Raw genomic sequence first — 20,527 nt, forward strand, 5'->3', positions numbered from 1 at the left:
TGGCTGCCAGACACTGACATACGCGCTCCGAGAGTTCTCGCTCCTCAAAGTAGTATTTTCGCCCCTGGTGATAGCCACGAGCAAAAGCCTCCAGATTCAGGATGAGCCTGGCCTGTCCCCACTGCAGTTCTTCTGCCATGCAGAAAACTCCTTTCGATCGACTTGACCTCCAACAACAGCAATCCTGATCGCGAGAGCTTGGGCAAGTGAGCGCTCTGGCCTAACGGAGCCGGCAACCAGGGTCAGGAATAACCTGCCCGGCTCCTTGCCTTGCTATGAGTATAGCATGGCTTAATCGTAAGATCAAGTCTCGATAGTCTCTATGGTCTAATGGTAATTAAGAGTCTACATAGAATATTAAGTCAATAGAGACTATTTGACGTAATTAAGCAAAGCTGATACAATTTCAAAGAAGAAGACAGCATGTGAGGTGCCAGGCGTAGATGACAGAGCGTAGTAACCACGGAGATGAGTGGCTGACCACTAACGAGGTGAGCAAGCTCATAGGGATTGGCCCGAAAACGGTAGTGCGAATGGTTGAGAGGGGAGAATTAACGGGGTATCGTGTAGCCTCCAGGTGGCGCTTCAAGCGCCATGATATCGAGGCCTATCTTGAGGCGCACCGCTATGGCCCTGAGCGCCCACTCGGGACACGCCAGGAGAGGAAAAGGAACGGGGATGCACAGCAAGAGCCGGGCACGACTGCTGAGGGGACGACGGAACAGTCCTCCTAAGCAAGCCCCCACGCTGCGCGAGCCGGACGCTGCCGTCTGCTGGCTGGCTTCACTAGCAGATGAGCAGGGCAACACAGTGCGGCGCTAAGAGCAAGACAGCGTCAGAGGAGTTAGCCACACATGACGGATCGGAGAGTCCAGAACGAAGAGTGGCTTACTGCTACCGAGGCCGGGAAGCTCATAGGGGTCACGAGAAGAACAATGGTACGGATGGTAGAGCGAGGAGAAATAACGGGGTATCGGATTGCCTCGGCCTGGAGGTTCAAACGCAGCGACATCGAGGCCTATCTTGAGGCCCATCGCTACGGCCCCGGGCGCCTGCCCAGGTCGCGCAACGACGACGGAGCGGAAGCAGATCAAGAGCCAGACTGAGCGGCATGGGTAAGCACACCTCACCTCACCCATGCGCCTTGAGAATCCGTGTACGGGCAAAGAGAAAAACTCACCTCGCCGATCCCCGGCCCGGGCCAGTGCCTCCAGCGAGGAAAAGCGAGAGCAGAAGAGTCGGCACCGGCGAACACAAAAGCACCGTCCAAATCCGGGCCCAGACCTGCCCATTCCTGGCTGGCCAGCCAGAAAGCTGGCGAGCGACGAACATAGGGGCAGCAGCCCTGCAGCGATCCGGGGGATCAAAGCCCAGAGCCCAGGGCTGGGCCATAGCGGCAACTGAGCGGGGCAAAGGCCGAGTGCGGGGCGAGAGCCAGGCGCCCATCAAGGAGCGATGCGGGGGCGGTACTGCACCGCCTCCGCCACATGGGCCGGGCCGATCCTCTCCGCCCCCTCCAGATCGGCGATTGTGCGCGCCACCTTCAGCATCCGATGAAAAGCGCGTGCCGACAGCGCCAACTGCTGCACTGCTGAGCGCAGCAAGCGCTGCCCAGCCTCATCCACATAGCAAAACGCCTGCACCTCGGCGGCACCCATCTCCGCATTGCAGGTCAGACGGGTTCCCGCGAAGCGCCGACGCTGGCGCTCGCGAGCGGCCTGGACGCGGGCCCGAATACGCTCCGTACTCTCTGGAGCGGGAGCGCCGGCCAGCTTCTCATAGGCCACACGAGGCACCTCCACCTGAATATCGATGCGGTCCAGGAGCGGACCGCTGACGCGCTTCTGATAGCGGCGCACTGCGGCTGGCGAGCACTTACACTCACGGGTCACATCGTGCAGATAGCCGCACGGGCAGGGGTTCATGGCGGCAATCAGCATAAAATTCGCCGGAAACGTCACCGAACCCTGCGCGCGTGAAATCGTCACCACCTTATCCTCCAGCGGCTGGCGGAGGGCCTCCAGCACGTACTGGCTGAACTCGGGCAACTCATCCAAAAAGAGCACCCCGCGATGAGCCAGGCTAATCTCGCCAGGGCGCGGCTGACGTCCACCGCCCACCAGACCGGCATGACTGATCGTATGATGGGGGGAGCGAAAAGGGCGCTCAAGGATCAGCGGTGTTTCCGACGGGAGCAGACCGCTCACACTATAGATGCGCGTCACATCCAGAGCCTCATCGATCGACAGGGGGGGCATAATCGACGGGGTAGCCCGTGCCAGCAAGGTCTTGCCGGTACCGGGAGGGCCGCACATCAACAAATTATGACCGCCACTAACGGCCACCTCCAGGGCGCGCTTCACATGGTCCTGGCCGCGCACCGCCGCCAGATCCCGAGAAGGGGGTTGCCGACCGACCGCCTGCAGCAACTGCTCATCGAGTGGAAACGGGGCCAGGCGCACCTCACCACTCAAGTGGGCAATCAACTGAGCGAGCGTCTCCACTGCATAAACGGAGATATCGCTCACCAAAGCCGCCTCACGGGCATCTACCGCCGGCACGAAGACCGTGCGCATGCCATGCTCGCGCGCCAGGGCCACCATTGGCAGCATACCATTGGTATGGCGCACACTACCGTCGAGGGACAGCTCACCGAGGAAGAGACAATCAGAGATTGGTTCAACGGGGACAAGCTGGCCCGAGGCCAGCAAAATGCCGATTGCGATAGGGAGATCGTAGACAGGCCCTTCTTTGCGGAGGTCAGCGGGGGCCAGATTCACCGTAATCCGCTTATAAGGAAAAACAGCCCCACTATTCTTAATAGCGGCGCGCACCCGTTCGCGCGCCTCCTGAATAGCCGTATCGGCCAGGCCCACGATCGTAAAGCCCGCCAGACCGTTTGTCAGGTCCACCTCCACCTCAACCAGGGCGCCCTCTAGACCCACGATTGCACAACTTCGAACCTGCGCCAACATCCCGACTCCTTTAGAAACCTCCTTCCTCTCCTCCACATAGCGGCAGAAGATAGCTTTTATTATGGCGCAGTAGCTCTACATTTGCAAGCTTACCGATAAAATGGCCAGAGGTCGGCGGACCGCTGCAGGCTCTGGCCTAGGGAGTCCGAGCAGAAGGCAGCACAATAATCTCCTCGCCGGGCTTCAAAGCGATCTGCAGGTCACGCGGGCCAGTAATCAGCTTGTTACTCACGAAGAGCTGGATCTGAGCGCGTACACAGCCATGCTCATCGCACAGGCAGCGCCAGACCTGCGGATAGTGGGCCTCCAGCGCCTCAAACAGTTCGCCTACCGTGCTGGCCCGCACAACGATCTGGCTCTTGCCGCCGTTGCAGGCGCTCAGCGTTGAAGGTAAGCGCAGCGTCACAGTTGCCTGCTCAGTGCCACCCATGCCGTCTACCCTGCCTTTTGAAGATGGCATCGATTTTTCATCGAGAACAAGGCTCGCATTCCGAGACTCTATCATGCTGTACAAAGCAATATACTACATACAAAACCCCGTTTGCAAGCGTGGCCTGTAGAAACCCTGCCTCCAGCCTTCCCATCCGTCGAAGAGAACGGGCGACAGAGGCTGGAGGGAGAGCGTGTCGTCGCCGGATCAACCAAGCCTGGAAGAGCCTAGCTCAGGCGCGCACAGAGTCAGGGCCTCAATTGGTCGGCTAATCAGGCAGGCCCCGGCCTGCAGCAACTGCTCAACCAGGCGAGTCGCCTCGCCGCCAGTATAGTCCCGCTGAGCGATCCCCGTACGCGCCAAAAGGGCAGATAGCTCCGCCGACTCGGCCTCGGCCTCCGGGATAACAGTAATCGAATCCGACTCGGAGGCCTCAGGAGCCAGCAGCAGCACCCGGCGGCCCTGGCGAGCCGCAGCCAGAGCCTCGCGCAGCAAGGTAACATTGCCCGGCCCGACGTACATGGGACAAATAATCAGCACATCGATGGTCGAGAGGGCCGCCCGTAGCTCCGCCAAAGCCGCTGGCGAGATAGGCGCATAGGGCTGCTCGCTAAGCACACGACTCGCCAGGCGCAGGGCCAAAGTATGATCGCTGTCACCAATATTGAGCACCCCAGCCAGAAAAGGAATATGCCAATCCGCCAGAGCGCGCATTACCCGTTCGCCAGAACCGCCCCCAGCCATCACCAGCACCCGAGGGGATGGCTCCCGCGGCTCCGTCTCCTCCTCGGCCTCCTGAGCCTCATAGCTGCCGGGTGGCACCACACTGAAATGCGTCGTCCCGCGCACAATACCTACTCGCACCGCGATTCCATACACCCGACTCAATAAGCGCGGCTCCAAGACCGACGCTGGCGTCCCATCGGCTACAACGCCGCGTTGGAAGAGTATCAGGCGCGGGAAATAGCGGGCCGCTAGATTCAAATCGTGCATGGCTGCCAACACCGTCACCCCATGCTCACGGTTCAGCCGCTGCACCAGCTCCAGAACCTCAATCTGATAGCGGATATCCAGATGAGCGGTCGGCTCATCTAGCAGCAACAGATGTGGCTGCTGAGCCAGAGCCATCGCCACCAGCACACGCTGTCGCTCGCCGCCGCTCAGCTCATTGAAGGGCCGGGTGGCCAAAACATCAACGCCCGTCACGCGCATCGCCTCGGCGATCCGCGCGCGATCCTGCGGCCCATAGCTCCCCAGCAGGCCAACAAAAGGAAAGCGTCCCAGCGCCACCAGTTGCTCGACAGTAAACTCGAAAGGCATATGCAACTCCTGGGGTACCACTGCCACAACGCGCGCAAGCTCGCGACGGCGCCAACGCTCAAGCTCTCGTCCCTGCAGCCAGATCTCACCCTGAGCGGGACGCAGCACCCCGCTGAGCAGGCGCAAAAGCGTCGTCTTCCCCGAACCATTCGGCCCCAGCAGCCCCACCATCTCGCCAGCCGCTATCTGCAAGCAAACATCAAAAAAGATTGGCTGGGAGCCATAGCCAAAGCTCACATGGCGCGCCTCCAATAAGGGAGCGCCTTCCATGACAGACAGATCTCTCCCCCTGCTCTCAGGCCTGAGATGCATCACGACCAACGATACTCCTTCTTGCTCTGACGCAGCAGATAGAGGAAGAACGGGGCCCCGATCAAGGCGGTAAACACTCCCACAGGGAGCACGGCCGGTGCGATCACCGTGCGCGCCAGTAAATCGGCCAGGGTCAGGAAGGAAGCGCCACCGAGAGCCGAGGCCGCGATCAAAGGACGGTGGCGTGGGCCGATCAGCAAGCGCAGCATATGGGGAGTTACCAGGCCCACAAAGCCAATCAAGCCGCTAATCGAGACTGCTGCTGCCGTTAACAGCGAGCCGAGCATGATCAGCAGGAACTTATACCACTCGACGCGTAAGCCCAGATGAGCCGCTCCCTCCTCACCAAGAGCAAAGGCATCCAGTACCTGCCCCAAAACAAGCGCTCCTCCCACACCAGCCACCATGATAGCGCCCACGATCATCACAGGCCACCAGCTATTGACACTAATGCCTCCCGAGAGCCAGTTAAACAGGGCCTGCAAATTGAACTGTGCCTGGGGGCTGAGCGTCAGGATCAGCGTCTGCACTGCCACCAACAAAGCGTTCATCACAACGCCAGCCAGCAAAAGGGTCACCACTGGCGTCCGCCCGCCGACCCGTGCAATGGCATACACCAACAGCACCGTTAGCAAGGCCCCACTAAAAGCCAGCAGGGGCGTCAGTGAGAAAAAGAGGCCATAGGTCGCATCGAGCGGGAGAATAAAGGCGATAACGGCACCCAAAGCCGCCCCTGAAGAGGTACCCATGAGAAACGGATCGGCCAGCGGATTGCGGAGCATTCCCTGGAAGAGCACACCAGCCACGGCCAGGCCAGCCCCAACCAGGGCCGCGCCCAGCGCTTCCGGCAAGCGCAGATCCCAGATAATGATCGCGAGAGCCGGGTCCCAGCTCTGCCGGAAATGAAAGAGGTGACTACCATTCAGGAGAATCTGCAAGACGGTGCCAAACGGAATGGCTGTGGAACCAGCACTTACCGCCGCCAGCAGCGTCAGAGGCAAGAGCACCGAGAGACCCGCGAGAACAAGGGGGGTCAAGCGACGTCTCAGGTGCACGACCTTCGCTGAGGCCATAGGCGTCACCGGCGCTGGCGATTCTCGTCTCGTCTGGGTCTCGATCGTCAATCCCTCACAGGGCCGTCAACAGACTTCATCTCATGCTTTCGCTGTAACTATACGCGCTCAAGCCGTGCCTGTCAATGGACAGGCTGCCGGCCCGCTACCCGGACCGGACTTAGCGCCAGCGCTTTCCTCCCTGCTGCCGCTGCTGGCAGAGAAGCTACGCATATGCTACGATTCTGCTACGGAGTTCTGTCCGAAAGGCCAGTGTCAGGTGCCGACAGGCCCCGGATACTAGGATGAGCAGGCGAGGGAAAGGTACTTGTGAGCTTGCGACAACACAACGGCGTGGCGGCGCAGCGGCGCAAGAGGCCTTGCAACCCCTCGCTCGTTTTCATGGTGAAGGAAGAAGAGGGATCGAGCCGTTAATGTCTATCGACAAAGAGCTGTTTCGCTACGTCCTGGGGCAGTTCGCGACAGGAGTGACGGTCGTAACTACACGGGGCAGCGCCGGTCTGGTAGGGCTGACAGTCAATGCCTTCTGTTCCGTCTCGCTAGATCCGCCCCTGGTCCTTGTCTGTATTGATCTCAAGAGCCGTACCCTGCAAGCCATTCGCGAAAGCCGGGTGTTCGCCATCAATATCTTGAGCGAGGAACAAGAGGAACTGGCCCGTTGCTTCGCGCTGCCCTCGGAGGAGCGCTATCGCTACTTCTGCCACGCGCCCTATCACCAGGGCGTGACTGGGGCGCCGCTGCTTGAAGGGACCCTAGGTTTCGTTGAGACAAGACTGGTGGCTGACTATCCCGGCGGCGACCACGCGATTCTCGTGGGCGAAGTGATAGCCCTCGGGGCCGACGATCAACGCCAGTCTTCTAGCACATCAGCCGCCTCCGAGCACGCCATAGCCACGATGGCTCTGCAGGATGGCAATGGGCAGCCTGCTCACGCCAAACGGCCATTGGCCTACTACCGGGGTCGTTACCGTCATCTGGCCACCGATTACGAGCAGCCGAGCCTCCCACCGCTCTCAGCGCCAAGCGATGTCCTCTGAAATGGACTCGTCTCCTTTGCAGCAGGCGCCGCGCGGAGAGCGAGAGCAGCAGCAAGCGCGCCTCCTGCGGCTTGAGGAGCTGAGACGGCTCCAAACAGCCTTACGCGCCTGCCGTCGCTGTCAAGACCGTGGCTATCTCACCCAGGCGCTTCCTGTGGTGAATCCTGTCCTTCACGAGGGCCTCCTGGAGGGACTGATGGTTATCGGGCAAGCGCCTGGACTGCGCTCGCAGCAGCGCGGTATCCCCTTTGGGGGCCCGGGCGGGCGTGTGCTGCAAGCATGGCTAGAGCGAGCTGGCTTCCCTCCGGGCTATCTGCATCAACATGTCTATCTCAGTTCGCTCACACGCTGCTATCCCGGCCCGGCTCCCCGGGGACAAGGCGATCGCCGCCCTTCGCCCCAGGAGCTGGCCCTGTGCCGTCCATTTCTGGAGGCCGAGCTGCGCCTGTTGCGTCCTCGTGTGATTCTGCTCGTTGGGGGCATGGCCATAGAAGCCTTCTGGGGTAAAGTCAGACTCGAGGAGGTCATCGGCACCGCGCGTATCGAAGGTAAGCGACGCTGGCTCCCCTTGCCTCATCCTTCGGGAGTCAGCCGCTGGCTCAATACGCCCCAGCATCGCGAGCAGCTCCAGCGCGCGCTTGCCCTTCTGGCTGACTGGCGTCGCGAGTTGGAGCTGTAAGTCCTCTTCCCCGTGCTGCCTCTCTTGCCAGGCAAGATACTTTGCCACCTGAAGAGCCAACGCCAGCTTTCCAGATCGTGGCTGGCCGGGGCCGAAAAGGGCGCCGACGCTCTGGGGCCTCTCCCCTACTGCTATCTCGCCCGCGGCTCCCACTGCCGTTCTGCTCCGCTCGCTGGCGTCCTGGGCTGGCCCTACAAGGGCCAGAAGCCTACCATACTGGCTTGTGGAGATCAGGCCAGTGCGCGAGGCGAGGAGGAGCCGATGCTCATTGCCGAGGGCTAAGACTGCGCTGGTGGCTGGGACTGAGACTGCTCCTGCGTTGCGTTGGAAGCACTGCCTTGCTGGGAAAGCTGACGCATGCGATACTCATGCACCCCACGTTTCAGCGTACCCAGAGCCAACGTGGCGCAGGTAGGACGGGTCATGACTACCTCACGCCCCAGATCCTCAATCAGGTCCTCAAAGCTCAGATTCTCGATCTCCTCAGCCGTCATGCCGCGCGTCAACTCGGTCACGTAGGAGGCGGCGGCGCGGCTAATAGTGCATCCCTCACCCTCCCACTGGACTTGCGCCAGACGGCCCTGCTCATCGAAGCGCCCATACATAGTAATCACGTCGGCGCAGCCCGGATTGCCGCCCTTCAAACTCACATCGGCGTGCTCTAGCGGGCCATAATTGCGCGGATTCTCGTAATGGTCCAAAAGAAACTCGATTGCTTCTTGTCTATCCATAGGGCATCACAAAACTTTCCAACAAAAGCAACGGAACGAAGCTGCCACCACTGCGGCAGAGACAGACAGACCAGGCACTGACAAACCGAGACGCTGAACAAGGTGAGATTGGCACCTGGGCGTGTTGCCGACCTCTGCCCGGGGGCTGCCCCGTCCCGTTATCGCCTCACATCGACGTCTTGGGGCTACTGCATACCGGCACTCATCGCCTCGACCCGGAGAACTGGGTGAAGAGCCGACCGACTGCCGGACCTGGTCCCAGTCGGTCTCTCTGAGTCAAGGCTTCTCGATGGGCGCGCGTACCATATTTCCCCATTCGGTCCAGGAGCCGTCGTAGTTGCGCACGCGCGGATAACCGAGCAGTTGCGTCAGCACGAACCAGGTATGGGCGGAGCGCTCACCAATGCGGCAATAGGTGATCACATCCTTATCGGGCGTGATCCCCTGCTCGCTATAGAGCTTCCGCAACTCTTCTGCGGACTTGAAGGTTCCATCGGGGTTGGCAGCCATCGACCAGGGGATATTTTTCGCCCCGGGAATATGCCCACCACGCTGAGCCCCTTCCTGCGGATAGTTTACCATATGGATTAACTCGCCGGTATACTCCTGGGGCGAACGCACGTCAACCAGACCGTAGCCAGGCTTATGTAATATCGCCAGCACATCCTCGCGGAAGGCCCGAATCGACTCGTCTGGCTCCGGCGCCCGATAATCGCTCGGCTCATAATGGGGCACCTCCTTAGTCAGCGGTCGCCCCTCAGCCTCCCACTTCTGGCGCCCACCGTTCATAATCTTCAGATTCTTATGGCCATACATGGTAAACAGCCAGAAGCTGTAGCAGGCATACCAGTTATTGCGATCGCCATAGAGCACCACCGTCGTATCATTACGAATCCCCCAACGGCGCATCAGGCGCTCAAAGCCTTCGCGATCTACGAAGTCGCGCGTGACCGGATTCTGAACATCAACGTGCCAGTCCAGCTTTACCGCGCCAGGAATATGGCCGGTCTCGTAGAGGAGCACATCCTCATCGGCCTCGATAATCCGCACATTGGGATCGTTGAGATGCTCCGCCACCCACTCTGTTTCTACCAGAACTTCAGGGTGAGCATAGCCAGCGGGCGAACGCTGGCCCTGGCCTGCTGTTGTAGTCTCTGTCTCTGGCATAGGATCGTCCTCCCTCCTCCATTACATTACGGAATACGGATTCCAACAACATACCAGCTACAAGTACAGGCATCTACCGGTCTGCCTGACGCGCCGTGGCCCCTACCAGTCAGCTTGCTGCTCTCGGCGCGCTGCTGGCGCCTCGGCCAGAGTGTCTAGTTCGCCAGTGGGGCTGGTTGCGCGCTCAGGCGGTAGTTGACTATGTCAATTCAGTTTCTATTCTACCGCAGCCCGGGACCCAAGGCAAGCCAGACTCAGGCTAGTGAGGCAGCAGCGTGCTTTTGTGTGAGCAGTGCGCAGAGAGAAGCAGTCTCACTCAGAGAAGCAGCCTCACTCAAGGAAGGCTTGCAGGCGCTCTGCCAGCGCCGTATTCCGCTGCGCCACCCGATCATTGCGAATGGCCTGTTCCAGGGCCTGGGGCTGGCCCACCAGAACGCAGAGCCGCCGGGCGCGAGTGATAGCGGTATAGAGGAGATTTCTCTGCAGGAGTGGGGAATGCTGCGAGAAGAGCGGGATGATCACGGCCGGATACTCACTGCCCTGGCTCTTATGAATCGTGACCGCGTAAGCCAGCATCAGAGCGTCTAATTCGGCAAACTCATACTCGACCAAAAGGGGGCCAGCCTCCTCCTGAAACTCTACCGTTACAGTGGCGGCCTGATGATCGATGCGGCGTATCCAACCAAGGTCACCGTTAAAGACCCCCTTATCGTAGTCATTGCGCACCTGCATCACCTTATCGCCGATGCGCAAGTGATGCTTGCCTAGCAGCAATTCGCCCTCTGAACGTGGATTCAGCCGCTGCTGAAGAAGCTCATTAAGGCTGATCACCCCCAGAGGTCCGCGATAGATTGGTGAGAGGACCTGGATATCGGCGCGTGGATTGAGATGATAACGGGCTGGTAGCCGCTGCTCCACCAGATCAAGGATCAGATTGCGAGCCCGCAGCGGGTCGTTCTCGCGCAAAAAGAGGAAATCACTCCCCTCCTCATTCTTCACCACGGGCAATAAGCCGGCATTGACGCGGTGGGCACTGACCACGATGCGGCTCTGGCGCGCCTGTCGAAACAGCTCGGTCAGATGCGTAGTAGGGATGACCTCGCTGCGCAGGAGGTCACGCAGAACGTTGCCCGGACCAACCGACGGGAGCTGATCAGCGTCACCGACGAGCAACAGATGGGCCTCTGGGGGCAGAGCCTTGAGCAGATGATAGAAGAGGAGGATATCGACCATCGAGCACTCATCGACAATCACAAACTGGCAGCTCAGAGGGCGCTCCTCATGGCGCTGGTAGGCTCCGTCATGAGGCGTATACTCCAGCAGACGATGAAGCGTCTGAGCGGGCAGGCCTGTAGCCTCGCTGAGGCGCTTGGCGGCGCGCCCAGTGGGAGCTGTAAGCGCCACCTCGACACCTAGCCGACGCAGCAAGAGCAGCAGCGCCCGTAGCGAAGTCGTCTTCCCGGTGCCGGGACCACCCGTCAGAATACTAACCTTGGATGTAAAGGCCGTTTGCACTGCCTCGCGCTGCCGCGGCGTGAGCTGGAGCTGGCGCTTGACTTCCAGGTGATGAAAAACCTGTTCCCAAAGCGCTGGCGAGACGGCTGGCAGCCGGCTAGGCGTTCGCAGCAGCCGCCTGAGCAAGCGGGCCGAGCCCCGTTCAGCGTGCCAGAAGGGGCCGTAATAGACACGCCGCTGAGCCCCCCCGACAGCGGAGGAAAGAGCCGTCGCCGCCTGGTCGGGAGCCATGTTTAGCTCTGGCTGAGCAGGCGTAGTCGTAGCTTTGGCTAGCGCGCCGTGAGGGAGAGAGCAGACAGAGGTCGGTGAGAGGAAAGCCTCACCCTGGCTATACCTCGCCTCGCTAGCCAAAGCTGGCTCAAGAAACAGCTCGCCCTCCTGCAAACCCTGTTCCAGGGCCTGCTCCAGCGCCGAGCGAGGCGCCTCTAAAATACGCGCCGCCTCGATCAGCAGCTCATCCTCCGGCAGATAGCAATGGCCAGCCTCATTGGCCGCCTGCGCCAGAACATAGGTCAAGCCCGTCACCAGTCGTGGCAAGCTATCGCGCGGCAGACCTAACCTGGTCGCGATCTGATCAGCCGTTCGGAAGCCGATGCCATACACGTCCTGAACCAGCCGATAGGGATTCTCGCGCACAACCTTAACACTCTCGGCCCCATACTGACGGTAGATACGATTGGCCAGGTGCAGCGCAATGTCATGGGTCTGCAGAAAGAGCTGCACCTCTTTCATCTCTTGCTGCTGCGTCCAGGCGGCAACAATGCGCTCCCGGTCCTTCTGGCTCAGGCCACGTACCTCAGCCAGACGCTCTGGCTGCTGCTCAATGATCGCGAGTGTCTGCTCGCCAAAGTGCTCGACAAGCGTACGTGCTTTTTTGGGGCCAATGCCTTTAATCAGGCCGGAGCTAAGGTAGCGAATGATGCCCTCGGTACTCGTGGGCAGGCGCTGGCTAAAGCTCGTCACATGCAACTGGTGACCGTAGCGTGGATCGTATTCCCAGATACCTTCCACGGTCAAGACTTCGCCGGCGCGCACGCCCGGCAAAATGCCAACGATGGTCAACAGACCATCGCGCGACGAGCGCGATGGGCCGCGGCCAGTACCTCTGCTGGGGCGAAAACGTGCAACGGTATAGTGTGTTTCCTCGTTATGAAAAACGATGCTCTCAACAGAGCCTTCAAGCGTAGGCATGCCTGGCGCTTTCCAGGTCGCGTGGTGGTCGTAAGACCCACCCTGGGGCAGGAATACAAGCAAACAAGCAGGCAAGATAGAGGCTGCTGCTGTCCTTTCTATCTTAGCCTGCCACTATGGCCCTGTCAACCGCACGGGCTGTCACCTGAGGAGGCTGGCCTTTCCTCGGCGGTGGTGGCTGTCCAATCGGGCTATTGGTTAAGAAACCAATACTGATGAGGACAGTCGGCGTCTTATAATGAACTCGTATATATTTCCTAATGACGAGATAGCTCACGGTGCGATGTCCGACGCATGAGTGGAACTGGCCATAAGTATGGATCTCGATGTTCTTATTGATGGTGGTCACGATCACACCTCTGCTAGCGCTTCTTGTAGTGCGGCAAGGATAGAGAGTCAATGCTACTGACCTCGACCAAAGGCCTGGGCCAGAGGGAAAGGACTCGATGGAGAGCAAGGTGACCTATCGCCAGCAGTACACGCGCTGCGGCAAGCAGCGCTGCCGGAAATGCCGTGAGGGCGCTGGACATGGCCCTTACTGGTACGCCTACTGGAGCGAGAACGGGCGGACCGTTAGCAAGTACATTGGGGCGCAGTTACCGGCGGAGGTAGAGCAGGCAGGTCAACGGCTGTCGGCAGTCTCCGTCTCTGCCCGCCGCGCGCCAGCAGGGACGGGAGGTCGTACTGTCGCTGCCGGGGAGCGCGAGCGACGCAGTGGGCGTAGCGAGCCTGGCAAGCCACTGCTGCGTATTTACGTTCTGGGACAATTTCGCGTGGAGCGGCGCGGCAGCAGTGGCTGGGTAGAAGATGACGGACGACGCTGGCAGCGACGGCGGGCCCGTGCTCTATTGGGGTGCCTCTTGTGTCATCCTCTGCGACGGATGGGACGAGAGCAGGTGATGGAAGCGCTCTGGCCGGATCCCGATCTCGACAGCGAAACGGCGGCTAACCGCCTCAATGGGGCTGTCCATGAACTGCGTCTACTCCTGGAGCCGGAGATTCGCCGTCCGGCCTCTTCAACGCTCTTGCGCCTCCAACATGAGGTCCTGGAGCTAGCCGATGGTAGTGTCATCTGGGTCGATGCCGATGAATTTGAGCAGAAGATCAAGCTGGCCGAGCAGTTAGCTGATCCACCGCAGGTTGAGCGGCTGCTAGAGGAAGCGACGGCTCTCTATCGCGGCGATTTCCTGGTGGAGGAGCTGTATTCAGAATGGGCCCAGCCTCGTCGTGAAGCGCTGCGCCGTCGCTGGATGGGGGCATTGCTCCAACTGGCTGAGCTACGTGTCAAGCGAGGAGCCTTGTCCAGTGCCATTGAGCCGCTCGATCGGCTGCTGATGAGCGATCCAACTCATGAGACAGCCGTCCGCCAATTGATGATGGTCCTCATGGGGCTGGATCGCCGCGTAGAAGCCTTACAAGCCTATCAGCGCCTGACCGAGGTGCTGGAGCGTGAATATGGCAGCGAGCCGCTGCCCGAGACACGGCGCCTCTATGAGGCACTGCGCAACGGTGAGCTGATGCCGGCTCCCTCTACCGCTTTTCTGACCACGCTTGCTGGACCGGGGGCTGCCCTGGCCTCGGCTCAGGCGGCTCCCTCTGTTGGGTTTCAGACCGGCCCCAGTCCTGATGATGGCTCGACTTCAGCGACCACTCGCCCGGCAGTGACGGGCATGGCGGCGAGAACTGTGGCGAATCCGCACTTCCCGTCGGGGCGTCACAAGCGGACGCCGCTGATCGGGCGCGAGCGTGAATTAGCGCTGATGCGACAACTACTTTCCCACTGGCACCCTGTCAGGTCCACAGTGAGGGCTGGTGAGCAGGAAAGCGCCATACTGGCGGCAGCTAAGGCTCAGCAGACGTCACCAGCGCAGTTGTCGCTCTCACCGCCTCACTTCGTGCTTTTAACAGGGGAAGCGGGCATCGGTAAAACGCGCCTCGCCGAAGAGCTAAGTGATGAGGCCGGGCGCCAGGGCTGGCAGGTCGTCTGGAGCCGCTCCTATGAGCAGGAGGGAGCTATTCCTTATTGTCCCTGGGTCGAACTGCTGCGCACCCTCTTGCAGGGTCGGCTGACCGACCGCAGGCTCTCATCAGCTCAGCTACTGACAGAGCTGGGCCTGTCTACTTCTCACCTGCAGCGTCTCTGTACCCTGTTGCCAGAACTCTATGAGCTGCTTCAGCCAGCAGTGGCTCCCCTGGTCATGCCGGTAGAGCAGGAACGGCTCCATCTCTGGGAAGCCACACTGAGCCTGCTTACAGCTCTCAGCCGACGGGCGCCGCTCCTGCTGGTGCTCGATGACCTCCATTGGGCGGATGAAAGTAGCCTCGAACTGCTCAGCTACCTTGCGCGTCACTTGCGTGAGCAGCCGATTCTCCTCCTGGGAACCTGCCGCGATATGGAGCTGCTCCCTAGCCATGCGCTGCGCACGCTCATCAACGATCTGCAGCGCGAGCAGGTCCTTTTGACGCTGGCGATCCAGCCCCTGACAGCAGCTCAAATCGCGCAGCTTGTTTCCCATTTGCCTGCCCGTCTTGTACACAGTATTCAGACGCAGGCCGACGGTAATCCCTTCTTTGCTGAAGAGTTGGCGCGTTACCTTGAACGCGAGGCCAGCGAGGGAGGTTCGGCCTCGGCGGGGCAGGCCGTCGCTGGGGAGGGCCGGCTCTCGTTGCCTGCCACGATTGCCGCTGTACTTGATCGGCGCCTTGGCAAACTCAGCATGGCTTGCCAGGCGCTGCTGAGTAAGGCGGCGGTTTTCGGCGCCCCCTTCGAATTCAATCATCTGCTCTTCATGGATAGTGGCCAGCTTCCTCATCCGCAGGAGGAGCAAGTACTTGATTTGCTAGAGGAGGCTCTGCGTGCTGGCCTGCTGATTGAGGAGGAGAACGGTCGGCAGGTCAGCTACCACTTCTGGCATCCTCTCATAGAAAGCCATCTCTATCAGAATCTCTCGGTCGCGCGCCGCATCCAGCTCCATCGTCGGGCGGCTGATGCCCTGCTGACGCTTAATCCCCAGCGCGAGGAGGAGGTAGCGGCGGCTGTCACCTACCATTTGATTCGTGGAGCCAGCGATGGCAAGCGTATTGCGCGCTATGCAGAGCGCGCGGCCAATCGAGCGTATCGACTCGCGGCCTATGGCGAGGCCCAATACTATTACCGCCTGGCTCTGCTGGCCCTGGCTGGGGCGCCGCCCCCGCCTCCTCTGGAACGCCAGGCTGTAGTGAGTGCCGACTATCTGCCCTCGGAGGCCGATGCCGATCCGGCTCCCTCGCTGGATCAGCTTCTGCCCAGCGCCGGTGAGGAGGAACTGCTGCACTTTGCCCGCCTCCTGGAACATGTCTGCGAATGCTGTATGATGCAGGGGAACTATAGCGAGGCGCGTCGTCTCTATGCGCGCGTGCTCGCCTTGCGTCAGCGCTCCCTGCAAGTCTGGGAGCGCCAGCAGACAGAACCAGGCAGCGAACTGGTGCACAAGCGGCGTCAGCATGAGGCCCAGATTCAAGCCATCATCTGGCGCGAAATGAGCCTGGCCTGGCTCAGAACCGGTGATTTTGCTCAGGCCCGCCTTTGCCTCGAAGAGGGCAAGCGCGCCCTGCGCGAAGCCAATGCCCTGGAAAGCCCTGCCAGCGCCTGCTTGCTCTTGCAGGAGGGCAATCTCTCGGCGCTGGAGGGCAACTATGATGAAGCGCGTCGCCAGGTCGAGCAGATGCTGACCATGCTAGAAAAGGCGATGGGCCATGAGCCGACCCCACTGGCCGCTGGTCAGGAGCCGCCTACTCTCAGCGAACGTGCTATTGCTGGTGACCCGCTGGAACTAGGCCATGCTCACGAGACCCTCGGCGTGATTGCTGCGCGGCTAGGTCATCCGAGCGAGGCCTTGCAACACCTGCATACGGCGCTCACTATCTATGAGCAGCATGAGTGTCTGATGGCTATGGCCCAGATCTGTGGCAATCTGGGCGCGGCTCATGCTCTGGTTGCCGACCATCAAGCGGCGCGGGCTTACATGCGGCGGGCCTTGGAGTTAACAGAGCGCACCGGTGACCTCCCCAATATGGCCTTTGTCACAGGCAACCTGGGCGAGCTGGCGCGCCGCTGTGGAGATTTGCGCGAAGCAGAAACCTATTTCCGGCGCAGTCTTGCCCTCGCCGAGCGAACTCAGGAGCGCGAGCATATGGCCTGGTGTAATATTGCTTTGGCCGAAACGCTGCAAAGTGCAGGCAAACTCGATGAGGCCCTGCGCTGTCTTCAGCGCTCCCTGCTCACTGGACGGGCAATTCACCACGCTCGCACGGTGGCCCACGCCCGTATCGTGCTGGCCGAGGTACGGCTCGCCCAGGCTAGCGCCGCCTGTCTGGCTTACTTGCGACAGCACCCGCTTCCTGCTGCTGAGGACCACGGCAAGAGGGTGCTTTTGGACCACTGCCGTGAGAGTTGTCCCTACCGTCGCTTGCTCCTACGAGGCCAGCGCGCTTTAGAGCGGGCGCTGCGTTACGAGGGACTGGATGCCGAGGTCGCCGTAGAGGGACGCTATCTGCAAGCCTGCGTTGCTTTTTTGCTCAATTGCCTAGAGGTGGCTAAACAGATCACCTTAGACCTGCTTGCGATTGCCGATCGTCAGGAGAATCGCCTGACACTTGGCCATGCCCATCGGCTGCTGGCTCGCATCCTGGCGGTCCAGGGAGAGGCAGAGGCGGCTGCCGCTCACTTTGAGCAGGCTGCGCGCATCTTCGATGCGAGCGAGCTGATCCTTGATTATGCGCGTACCCTCCATAGCTATGGTGCCCATCTGGCTCTCCTCGGCGTAGAGCGGAACGCGGGCGAGCAGCTTGCACGGGCCTTTTCCTACCTGAGAGAGGCTCAGGCCCTCTTTGAACGCGCTCAGGCGGCCATTGATCTCCAGTGGATCGAAACCCTCCTTGCCTCCTGGCCCTCGCTGCCGTTGCTCGCGGCTGCTCTCAAAGTCATGCCGTGAGCAAGTGCTACGGCCTGTCTCTGGGCAGACCTGCGCTCTGGCCCTAGATGCCTGCGTAGCCAGGTTGACACTGCCTGACGAGCGGCCATAGAATGAGAGTGCAGGTCAGAACTGCAGGCATTGACAAGGGTGGAGGTTTGCCCTGTGCTAGCCGCTTGCGGCCTGACACGCTATGAAGAATCAGGCCCGCTTGTAGGGGCCTGGTCAGTGCACTAGCCTAACCGCGGGCGGCAGACCAGCCCCCGGATAAAGGAGCCGATCGACTTGAGTGACGTTCGTGAGCAAAAGCCAACTGCTGAGGAAGAGCTGCTAGCCCTGCGCCAGTTGGTGCAGATCCAGCGCGAGCTTGAGGAGCAGATCAATCGCGTCTTTGCTCCAGAGGATGAGGCTCTGCATTATGCCCTGCAGGCCAGCGCAGAGGCTGGCCTACCACAGATCAATATTTCCCCCATTGAGGGCAAGCTCTTGCAGTTCCTGGCGCTGGCCTGCAGGGCGAGAGCTATCCTTGAGATTGGAACCCTGGGAGGGTATAGTGGCCTCTGGCTAGCGCGTGCTCTGCCGCCCGATGGACGTCTGATCACGCTGGAGCTGAATCCTCGGCATGCCGACGTGGCGCGCCGCGTCTTTGAGCATGCCGGCGTCAGTGATCGGGTCGAAATTCGTCTTGGTCGGGCCTTAGAACTGCTGCCGGCGCTTGTCAACGAAGGTGCAGGACCATTTGACTTAATCTTCATTGATGCTGACAAAGCGCCCTATCCACGCTACCTTGACTGGGCCTTGCAGCTCAGCCATCCTGGTAGCATCATTGTCGCTGACAACTGCCTGCGCGATGGACGTTTTGTTCGCGAGCCAGTGGATGATGTCACGGCGGGCATCTTCGAATATTGCCGGCGCATAACGGCTGACCCCCGTCTCTTCTCACTGGCGCTCAATATCGACTCCGGCTATCGCGACGGGTTTACGGTGACATTAGTGCGCGAGGTATGAGCGCAGTAGCAAGGAGCCGCCCAGAGACCGCAGCCATTACCATTGTTGGTGGCGGCATCATGGCCGCCACCCTGGCCTATCAGCTTGCCCGGCGCGGCATCGGTGAGGTAGTCGTACTAGAACGCGAGACGGTAGCCTCTGGCTCTATCGGGCGTGCTACAGGAGGGCTACGCCAGCAGTTCGCCGATGAACTGGATATTATCTTTGCGCACGAAGGCCTGCACTTCTATCAGCGCTTCATCGCTGAGATGCAAGCTGAGACGGCCCTTGCTGCTCCGCCACCGCCGCCATTCTACCAGTATGGCTATCTGTTCCTGGTTAGCAACAATGAGCGCTGGCGGGCCATGCAGGGCTACGTTGCGCTCCAGCGGCGTCTTGGGGTCCCCACGGAGCTACTGACGCCGGAGGAAGTTGTTGCGCGCTGGCCGGGGTTGCGACTGGTGACGGAAGATCTTTGCGGGGCCACTTTCTGCCCAACCGACGGCTACACCGATCCGGCGGCGATGACGCGTGCTCTCCTGGGGACGGCGCGTCGGCTAGGTGTCAGCGTCTACGAACACAGTCCTGTTGTAGCCATTCAGGTGGCCCGGGGGCGCGTCCAGGCCGTAGAGACTCCACAGAGGAGGCTACTGACGCCGCTAGTAATCAATGCCACGGGGGCCTACGCCGCGCTGACGGCACGCCTGGCGGGGATAAACGACCTCCCGGTCTATCCTCTGCGACGTCAGCTCTATCTCTGCGAGGCAGTTCCTGGTCTCCCGCAGGCGTTACCGATGGTGGTAGACCAGGCGACAGGGCTGCATTTTCGCTGGCGCGAGGGAGATCTGCTTGTGGGCCTGCCGCACTCTCCCTCTCCCGACGAAGAAGCGGCCAGCCTGGCGCTAGCGCCGACAGCCTTTGATCTCACACTTGACCCTGCTGTTTGGTCCCAGATCAAGCAGGCCATTGCGCACCGCTTTCCCGCCTTGGCCGGCCTGCACCTTCGGCGCGCCTGGGCTGGCCTCTATGAGATGACGCCGGACGAACATCCCATCCTGGGCCCCACCGAAGTAGAGGGCTTTCTCTGCGCCTGCGGCTTCTCTGGGCATGGCTTCATGCATGCGCCGCTAGCGGCACAACTTCTGATCGACTACATCACCACAGGCAAGAGCAGCGCGCTAGATATTGCCCTGTTCAGTCTGCAACGCTTTCGCGAGGGCCGGCTGCTGCCTGCAACGCGGCTGCTCTAGACAAAGGAGAGGCGATGAAGATCGATACCGACTTTCATAGCCACGTTTCCCGTAGCTCGGCCAGAGCGATGGTGAGCGAGGCAAAAGAGCAAGGTTTGCGCGTGCTCGGTCTCTCGGAGCACGTTTTTCAGATGCGCGAGCTGCGCCCACTGCTCGCTCATATGCCGCTAGAAGGGCCAGAAATGGCCCTGGTGGACTATATTGAGGCGGTGCAGGAGGCCGGGCGAGCCTTGCGGTTCGATGTCCGTCTGGGATTGGAGATTGATTTCATTCCGGACAAGATTGAAGCGATCCGTGAACTGCTACAGGGCTATCCCTGGGACTTTCTCATTGGCTCGGTGCATGAGATTGATGGCAAGCTACTTGAGAATGAAGAGGGATGGGGAGAAGCAGCCGAGGCAGAGCAGGCCTGGCATCGCTATATGGAGCTGCTACGCCAGGCTGTATGCTCAGGCTTCTTCAGCGTCGTCAGCCATCCGGTGAGATTGTTTGTCGCGAATCCCCATTTGCCGGCCACGATCGATGAGGAGCTGGAGCTGCTGGCTGCTGAAGCCGCTCGCCGCGATGTGGCCCTCGAAGTCAATGGCTTCGACGTCGCAACGTATCCCCAGGTTGTGCGCCGTCTCGTGCGGGCCTGCGCCTTGCAGGGTGCGCCGGTAAGCGTAGGCTCCGATGCGCACTATCCATCAAGCCTGGCCAATAGTCACGAGGCCAGTGAGCGCCTGCTGCGTGAGGCAGGCATCCAGCGAGTGCGTATCTGGCGCGGCATGGCGCCTGAAGAGTACCGTATCTGAAGCTGCCGGCGAGAGGGCCGGGCTGCATAGCCATACTATCAGCCGACCCTCCCTGCTCTCATGGCGGCTAGGCGCTCATAGAAGGCCGGGACGGGCTGATCGGCTGCCGCTGAG

General features: G+C 60.7%; 15 protein-coding genes. 8 read left to right on the top strand and 7 right to left on the bottom strand.

Annotated elements, in window-relative coordinates; translation table 11 throughout:
- Positions 1–443 precede the first annotated feature (443 nt).
- Together IRZ24_RS02305 and IRZ24_RS02310 are read left to right on the top strand one after the other, a co-directional pair.
- The gene (locus tag IRZ24_RS02305; protein ID WP_297160161.1) at positions 444–734 is read left to right on the top strand and encodes a helix-turn-helix domain-containing protein; all 291 of its coding nucleotides are present in this window, start codon (positions 444–446) and stop codon (positions 732–734) included.
- Between the two features lie 120 nt (positions 735–854).
- Positions 855–1,106 carry a helix-turn-helix domain-containing protein gene (locus IRZ24_RS02310; RefSeq protein ID WP_297160164.1) on the top strand — a complete coding sequence of 84 codons (252 nt, stop codon included), beginning with the start codon at positions 855–857 and terminating at the stop codon, positions 1,104–1,106.
- Positions 1,107–1,445: 339 nt separating this feature from the next.
- Here IRZ24_RS02310 and IRZ24_RS02315 read toward each other — a convergent pair whose 3' ends face one another.
- From IRZ24_RS02315 to IRZ24_RS02330, 4 genes are all read right to left on the bottom strand, one after another.
- Positions 1,446–2,975, bottom strand: coding sequence for a YifB family Mg chelatase-like AAA ATPase (locus IRZ24_RS02315; RefSeq protein WP_297160165.1), 1,530 nt, complete (start codon positions 2,973–2,975; stop codon positions 1,446–1,448).
- Between the two features lie 136 nt (positions 2,976–3,111).
- Positions 3,112–3,405 (bottom strand): hypothetical protein, encoded by a 294-nt coding sequence (locus tag IRZ24_RS02320; protein WP_297160167.1) that lies wholly within the window; start codon positions 3,403–3,405, stop codon positions 3,112–3,114.
- A gap of 207 nt (positions 3,406–3,612) precedes the next feature.
- A complete protein-coding gene (locus IRZ24_RS02325; RefSeq protein ID WP_297160169.1) occupies positions 3,613–4,995 on the bottom strand; it encodes an ABC transporter ATP-binding protein in 1,383 nt (460 codons plus the stop codon).
- Positions 4,996–5,036: 41 nt separating this feature from the next.
- Positions 5,037–6,110, bottom strand: a complete 1,074-nt coding sequence (locus tag IRZ24_RS02330) for an iron ABC transporter permease (protein ID WP_297160171.1) — start codon at positions 6,108–6,110, stop codon at positions 5,037–5,039.
- Positions 6,111–6,523: 413 nt separating this feature from the next.
- Here IRZ24_RS02330 and IRZ24_RS02335 point away from each other — a divergent pair, with 413 nt between their 5' ends.
- Positions 6,524–7,147: a flavin reductase family protein gene (locus IRZ24_RS02335; RefSeq protein WP_297160173.1), complete on the top strand. Its 624-nt coding sequence runs from the start codon at positions 6,524–6,526 to the stop codon at positions 7,145–7,147.
- Between the two features lie 16 nt (positions 7,148–7,163).
- A complete protein-coding gene (locus IRZ24_RS02340; RefSeq protein WP_297160175.1) occupies positions 7,164–7,826 on the top strand; it encodes a uracil-DNA glycosylase family protein in 663 nt (220 codons plus the stop codon).
- Positions 7,827–8,104: 278 nt separating this feature from the next.
- Here IRZ24_RS02340 and IRZ24_RS02345 read toward each other — a convergent pair whose 3' ends face one another.
- The 3 genes from IRZ24_RS02345 to IRZ24_RS02355 form a co-directional block, all read right to left on the bottom strand.
- Positions 8,105–8,557, bottom strand: coding sequence for an iron-sulfur cluster assembly scaffold protein (locus tag IRZ24_RS02345; protein ID WP_297160176.1), 453 nt, complete (start codon positions 8,555–8,557; stop codon positions 8,105–8,107).
- Positions 8,558–8,833: 276 nt separating this feature from the next.
- Positions 8,834–9,724: a sulfurtransferase gene (locus IRZ24_RS02350; RefSeq protein WP_297160178.1), complete on the bottom strand. Its 891-nt coding sequence runs from the start codon at positions 9,722–9,724 to the stop codon at positions 8,834–8,836.
- Positions 9,725–10,054: 330 nt separating this feature from the next.
- Complete coding sequence (locus tag IRZ24_RS02355; protein ID WP_297160180.1) at positions 10,055–12,430, bottom strand: ATP-dependent RecD-like DNA helicase; 2,376 nt, start codon at positions 12,428–12,430, stop codon at positions 10,055–10,057.
- Between the two features lie 446 nt (positions 12,431–12,876).
- On the opposite strand from IRZ24_RS02355, the gene IRZ24_RS02360 reads away from it, so the two are divergent.
- The 4 genes from IRZ24_RS02360 (at position 12,877) to IRZ24_RS02375 (ending at position 20,413) form a co-directional block, all read left to right on the top strand.
- A complete protein-coding gene (locus IRZ24_RS02360) occupies positions 12,877–17,403 on the top strand; it encodes a DUF6788 family protein (RefSeq protein ID WP_297160182.1) in 4,527 nt (1,508 codons plus the stop codon).
- Between the two features lie 264 nt (positions 17,404–17,667).
- Positions 17,668–18,390, top strand: a complete 723-nt coding sequence (locus IRZ24_RS02365) for an O-methyltransferase (protein WP_297160184.1) — start codon at positions 17,668–17,670, stop codon at positions 18,388–18,390.
- Complete coding sequence (locus IRZ24_RS02370) at positions 18,387–19,619, top strand: FAD-dependent oxidoreductase (RefSeq protein WP_297160185.1); 1,233 nt, start codon at positions 18,387–18,389, stop codon at positions 19,617–19,619. The genes IRZ24_RS02365 and IRZ24_RS02370 overlap by 4 nt, the downstream gene beginning before the upstream one ends.
- Positions 19,620–19,633: 14 nt before the next feature.
- Positions 19,634–20,413, top strand: a complete 780-nt coding sequence (locus tag IRZ24_RS02375; protein WP_297160187.1) for a PHP domain-containing protein — start codon at positions 19,634–19,636, stop codon at positions 20,411–20,413.
- The last annotated feature ends 114 nt before the right edge of the window (positions 20,414–20,527 follow it).

Source organism: Thermogemmatispora sp., from assembly GCF_019683755.1.
In the GTDB taxonomy this organism is placed as follows: Bacteria; Chloroflexota; Ktedonobacteria; order Ktedonobacterales; family Ktedonobacteraceae; genus Thermogemmatispora.